Source organism: Butyrivibrio proteoclasticus (assembly GCF_900115735.1).
GTDB classification, from domain to species: domain Bacteria; phylum Bacillota; class Clostridia; order Lachnospirales; family Lachnospiraceae; genus Butyrivibrio; species Butyrivibrio proteoclasticus_B.
Genome location: NZ_FOXO01000061.1, coordinates 1 through 4,922, shown reverse-complemented (window position 1 = coordinate 4,922; position 4,922 = coordinate 1). Strand labels below are relative to the sequence as shown.

The window sequence follows — 4,922 nt, the reverse complement described above, 5'->3', positions numbered from 1 at the left end:
TCATCCAATATGCATCCATATAGGAGCCACCAGCATATTTCATGTTATCAGGGAATGTACCAAACTTCTCAAATCCCAACTTCTCATACATAGCAATGGCATCCTTATTCTCTGCCATAACTTCAAGCTCTGCCTGCTCATAGCCTATGTTCTTCGCAACATCAAGTACAGTCTGAAGCATAGCTTTCCCTATACCGCATCCACAGAATTCTTTGTATAGAGCAATTGCAACATCACACCTGTGGCTGTACCTCTTATATGGTGCAATGCTCATAAGGGAGCAATTACCGATATGCTTACCATCAATAAAGGCAACAAGCATAAGCTCACGCTCTGCATCTATTTTAGCCTGAATGAATTGATTCTCTTGTTCCTCTGTAATTGTGATTTCTTCAGGTTCTCTGATCAGATAAGGAGTCTCGGCACTAGTCGTTTTCAGATACTCTATAAGAGCCGCTGAATCTTCCGGTCTTGCATTTCTCAGTATTACAGTTCTGCCAAGTTTATCCTTAATAGAAATTTCCCCAAATTCCATAATTGCCCTCCAACAAAAACATATTTTTACTATAACAGAAAAAGAGCCATTTAACAGTAAATCATCCTGTCAAACGGCAATTTTTCTGACCTTATCCTCCGCTTCGGACAGCTGCACCATACGTTTACAATCTACTCATCATCCTCAAATCAATAATGGAACAACAGACAGGTATTCATATCCCCTTTTTTTAGAATACCCTGCTTTATGCCTCGCCAATCAAAAGGTGCAGATCATCCTCCACCGTTCCGATACCCGCGATGCCAAAGTTCTCCACCAGCACATTCGCCACGTTCGGAGACAGGAATGCCGGGAGTGTCGGTCCCAGATGGATATTCTTTACCCCAAGATACAGCAGGGCAAGAAGTACGATAACTGCCTTCTGTTCATACCATGCAATATTGAATACCAGTGGAAGGTCGTTGATATCATCCAGTCCAAAAATTTCCTTTAATTTCAGTGCAATGAGCACTAGGGAATAGGAATCATTGCACTGCCCGGCATCCAATATCCTCGGTATGCCGCCAATATCGCCAAGTTCCAGCTTATTATACTTATATTTTGCGCATCCCGCAGTCAGGATGACCACGTCTTTCGGAAGTCTCTCTGCAAATTCTTTGTAATACTCCCTTGCTTTCTGGCGTCCGTCACAGCCTGCCATAACAACGAACTTACGGATTGCGCCGGTCTTTACTGCATCCACAACTTTATCTGCCAAAGTGAATAGCTGCTCATGGGCAAAGCCGCCAATGATGGTGCCAGACTCAATCTGCGTCGGTGCAGGGCATCCTTTCGCCTGCTCGATGATTTTTGAGAAATCCTTCACCTCGCCGTATGCCCCATCGATATGTCTGCACCCGGGAACTCCCGTTGCCCCGGTCGTCCAGAGACGGTCTTTGTAACTCTCCGCAGGAGGAACCACACAGTTCGTGGTCATAAGTATCGGCCCGTTGAATTTATCAAATTCTTCCTTCTGCTTCCACCAGGCATTGCCATAGTTGCCCGCAAAATGCGTATATTTCTTGAAAGCCGGGTAATAATGTGCCGGGAGCATTTCGGAATGGGTATATACATCCACACCGGTTCCTGCGGTCTGTTCCAGCAGCATTTCCAGGTCGCGAAGATCATGTCCTGAAACCAGGATTCCCGGGTTGTTTCGGACACCAATGTCCACATTGGTAAGTTCAGGATTTCCATATGCCTCAGTATTCGCCTTGTCCAAAAGTGCCATGCCGTCCACGCCATATTTCCCCGTCTCCAGTGTCAGAGCAACCAGATCATCTACAGTAAGGGAATCATCCAGCGTCTTGGCCAAAGCATCCTGCAGGAACGCATCAATTTGTTCATTATCATGAAGGAGTGCATTTGCATGTTTGGAATAGGCAGCCAGACCCTTCAGACCGTAGGTGATAAGCTCACGCAAGGAGCGGATGTCTTCATTTTCTGTAGCCAGAACGCCAACAGACGCTGCCTTGGCATCGAACTCGGTCTCATCACCATTCCAGAGTGCAGCCTCCGGTAGAGCCTCCTTATCCGCAAGCTGCATCAGAAGCTCCTGCTTTACATCAAGTGTCCTCTTGATTGTTTCGATGATTGCTGTACGATCGAAGTTGGCGTTTGTGATTGTCACAAACAGGTTCATGGTCACGAGGTGGTTGACCTCCCTGCTGATCTCCTTGCCCTCTGTCCTGAGTGCAGTCGTGACAACGGACAAACCTTTTGTCACATAAATCAGCAGATCCTGCATTGCAGCCACTTCCGGCTTCTTACCACAGACCCCAGATACGGCGCAGCCCTTTCCACCTGCTGTTTCCTGACATTGGTAGCAAAACATTTTGTTTTCCATTGGTAAATTTCTCCTTTTAAAAATTACATGTTTCATACAATCCAGTAGCTTTCCAGTCCTTAAGCTTTCCCTGTTTTTTCTTTTTTGGGGGGGGTGTCACAATGTCTATAGCAACAGCAACATCCCCCTGATAAATTAGATCCCATCTTTCAAAAACAGCTGTGAATCTGTTCGGCTATTTCTGCACAGCAGTTTTCCAATGCGAAATGGCCGCTGCTTACCTGAATGATCTTCGCTGCACTATTCCTTTCCTTGTTTTCATGATGCAAGTATAGTATGATTAGAAAAATAATTATGTTGTTATAACCACATTTTTAAAAACAAAGGAATGTTTTTATGTCTTGGGATAAGGATATGTTAAAAGATAACATCATCTTCAATGGGATGATGCCTGAAGAAATTGACCTTGCTCTTAAAGGGCTCTCTTCTGTAGAGAAAACATATATGAAGGATTCTATAATTTTGCGTGCCGGTGATATTATAGACTCTTTAGGTCTTGTCATTTCTGGAAGTGTGACAATAGAAAGCAATGATGCATGGGGAAACCGTACTATTCTGAGCAATGTAGCAAAGGGTGGATTCTTTGCAGAAACCTATGCCTTGCTTGAGAACGAACCTCTCTTAGTAGACGTCAGAGCAAATGAAAACTGCCGAATCCTCTTTTTTAAGGTCGGCAGTTTAAAAAAGCTAAAATCAAATATGAACTTATGGAGCTTTAAGCTGATATCAAATCTTCTCATGATATCAGCTAACAAAAATCTGCACTTATCTGGGAGAAGTTTTCATACATCTCCAAAGACAATCCGCGGACGTGTCATGGCTTATCTCAATTCCATCTCACTGAAAAAAGGCAGCAACGAGTTTGACATCCCGTTCGACCGCCAACAACTTGCAGATTATCTTAATCTTGAGCGCAGTGCTCTCTCAAAGGAACTTGGCAAAATGAAAAAAGACGGCCTTATCGAAGTAAGGAAAAATCATTTTAAATTGATGTCCTGAATTATTCTTTTTGATAGCATCTTACTAATATGGCAGCTTCACTTGCTCACACTTCTTTCTAATACATCAGATCTATCTAAGGTATGCTCTTCAAGATTTCTCTTTGCATTTATTCCTCATCTGGCTGCTGACCATCATGGGCAAGCCATTTGCATTCTGTAAGTTCCATATCCGTGAATGTTGCCTTAAATGATGAGTTTTCAGCACTGCAAGCATATATGCCAAAGGCAATTTCATTTTTTACATTAAACATATGGCAGATGCGCATCTGCTTAAATGTAACCCCATCAAACGAATTTTCTATGCAGAAATCATCCTCACGTCTGCTGAATCGGAACCACACAGATTTTATTTTTGCATCAATATCAGTTGAAGACCAGTCAGAATAACCATTGTTGGTCACTACGCTGCCAAGTCTCTGGATTTCCTCATTTTCATATTCCATGGAAGCCTTGATCCAATTATCACTGTCAAGATACATGATAATCCCACTCTGGTCATAGCGGACCTTGGTATCAAAGTCTGTCCTCACTACAAATGAAAAGAACTGTTCCTCTGACTTCATCTGCAAAATAGGTGCATTATCATTCCTAAAATGATAATATGTTCTCTGCCAAAGATCAGTAAAAGGCTCAGTTGTGATTGTTACTTTATCCTCAGTAATGCTGCATACGTTCGGTTTTCTTATCCATTCCATTGTTCTTGCGTCAATTTTCATTTCTTCTGTTCTCCCTTCCTTATCCTCTAAATCTTATTTAGAAAATGAGCTGTATGATTGTGTCAAAAGCTGTATCTGTAAATCACTATCTATACATCCATCAATGTCCTGGAGATTATCCCATGCGAAAACAAGTTTCTGACCAATCGCTTTTCTTGCAATTCTCTCATATTCTCAATTCCCTGTCATTAACTTAACCTTCATCTTATAATTAGTATTTGAGCCCAAATCACAGAAAGCACGCATTATCAATGCTAAATCCATGCCATAGCAGTCGATTTAATAAGGCTGTACTGCCTTTATTGTAGTTTATTTAATAGTGGCAGTATTTTTTAGGCCTGTTTTTCTGCTTCTATCACATTTTTATAAATATAGGCAGTTTATTTTTTCTTAATTATTCTGCCTATATCGCAAACATCTCAAAAGAAGCAGAATAACAACTCAAATTTCAACTGCCTATATCAATAACACTCAAAATATAGGCAGAAATCATCCAGAATAATCAACTACCTATATCAGCATCACTCGGAATATAGGCAGAACCACAACCTAAAATTGAACTGCCACTAAATGAAACCTCTTAGATAGAGGCAGTTTTACACCAGCTCAAGTTGTACATAATCCTGAAATTAAATCAATTGATAACACACCCCTAGATACTCATTTGCACTCAAGGCAATAGTCCAATTCAACATCTTTGTATATACTCTCAGGAGACCACGCTATATATTTATCTACAGGAACACCTTTGTGAGCCAGTCCCTTTCCGCCATCGATGCGTTTATCCCTTGAAGTAGGATAAATCAGGCCAAAGTCATCAAACC

Annotated in this window: 4 protein-coding genes; 1 reads left to right on the top strand and 3 read right to left on the bottom strand. The window is 41.7% G+C overall.

Annotation, left to right across the window (positions count from 1 at the left end; all coding sequences use genetic code 11):
- Positions 1-535, bottom strand: a 535-nt coding sequence (locus tag BM146_RS18765) for a GNAT family N-acetyltransferase (RefSeq protein ID WP_074892194.1), incomplete at its 3' end; no start/stop codon positions are given.
- A 205-nt stretch (positions 536-740) separates the two neighbouring features.
- On the bottom strand, positions 741-2,381 hold the full coding sequence (gene hcp / locus BM146_RS18760) for a hydroxylamine reductase (protein ID WP_074892192.1): 1,641 nt from the start codon (positions 2,379-2,381) through the stop codon (positions 741-743).
- A gap of 336 nt (positions 2,382-2,717) precedes the next feature.
- Here hcp and BM146_RS18755 point away from each other — a divergent pair, with 336 nt between their 5' ends.
- Positions 2,718-3,380: a Crp/Fnr family transcriptional regulator gene (locus BM146_RS18755; RefSeq protein ID WP_207649947.1), complete on the top strand. Its 663-nt coding sequence runs from the start codon at positions 2,718-2,720 to the stop codon at positions 3,378-3,380.
- Between the two features lie 109 nt (positions 3,381-3,489).
- Here the strand turns inward: BM146_RS18755 and BM146_RS18750 are convergent, their stop codons facing one another.
- The gene (locus BM146_RS18750) at positions 3,490-4,098 is read right to left on the bottom strand and encodes a DUF1349 domain-containing protein (RefSeq protein ID WP_074892190.1); all 609 of its coding nucleotides are present in this window, start codon (positions 4,096-4,098) and stop codon (positions 3,490-3,492) included.
- Positions 4,099-4,922 lie beyond the last annotated feature (824 nt).

Excerpts from the sequence above, each read along its gene's own strand:
- BM146_RS18750 (WP_074892190.1), bottom strand. The coding sequence starts at position 4,098 with ATGAAAATTGACGCAAGAACAATGGAATGGATAAGAAAACCGAACGTA.
- hcp (WP_074892192.1), bottom strand. The coding sequence starts at position 2,381 with ATGGAAAACAAAATGTTTTGCTACCAATGTCAGGAAACAGCAGGTGGA.
- BM146_RS18755 (WP_207649947.1), top strand. The coding sequence starts at position 2,718 with ATGTCTTGGGATAAGGATATGTTAAAAGATAACATCATCTTCAATGGG.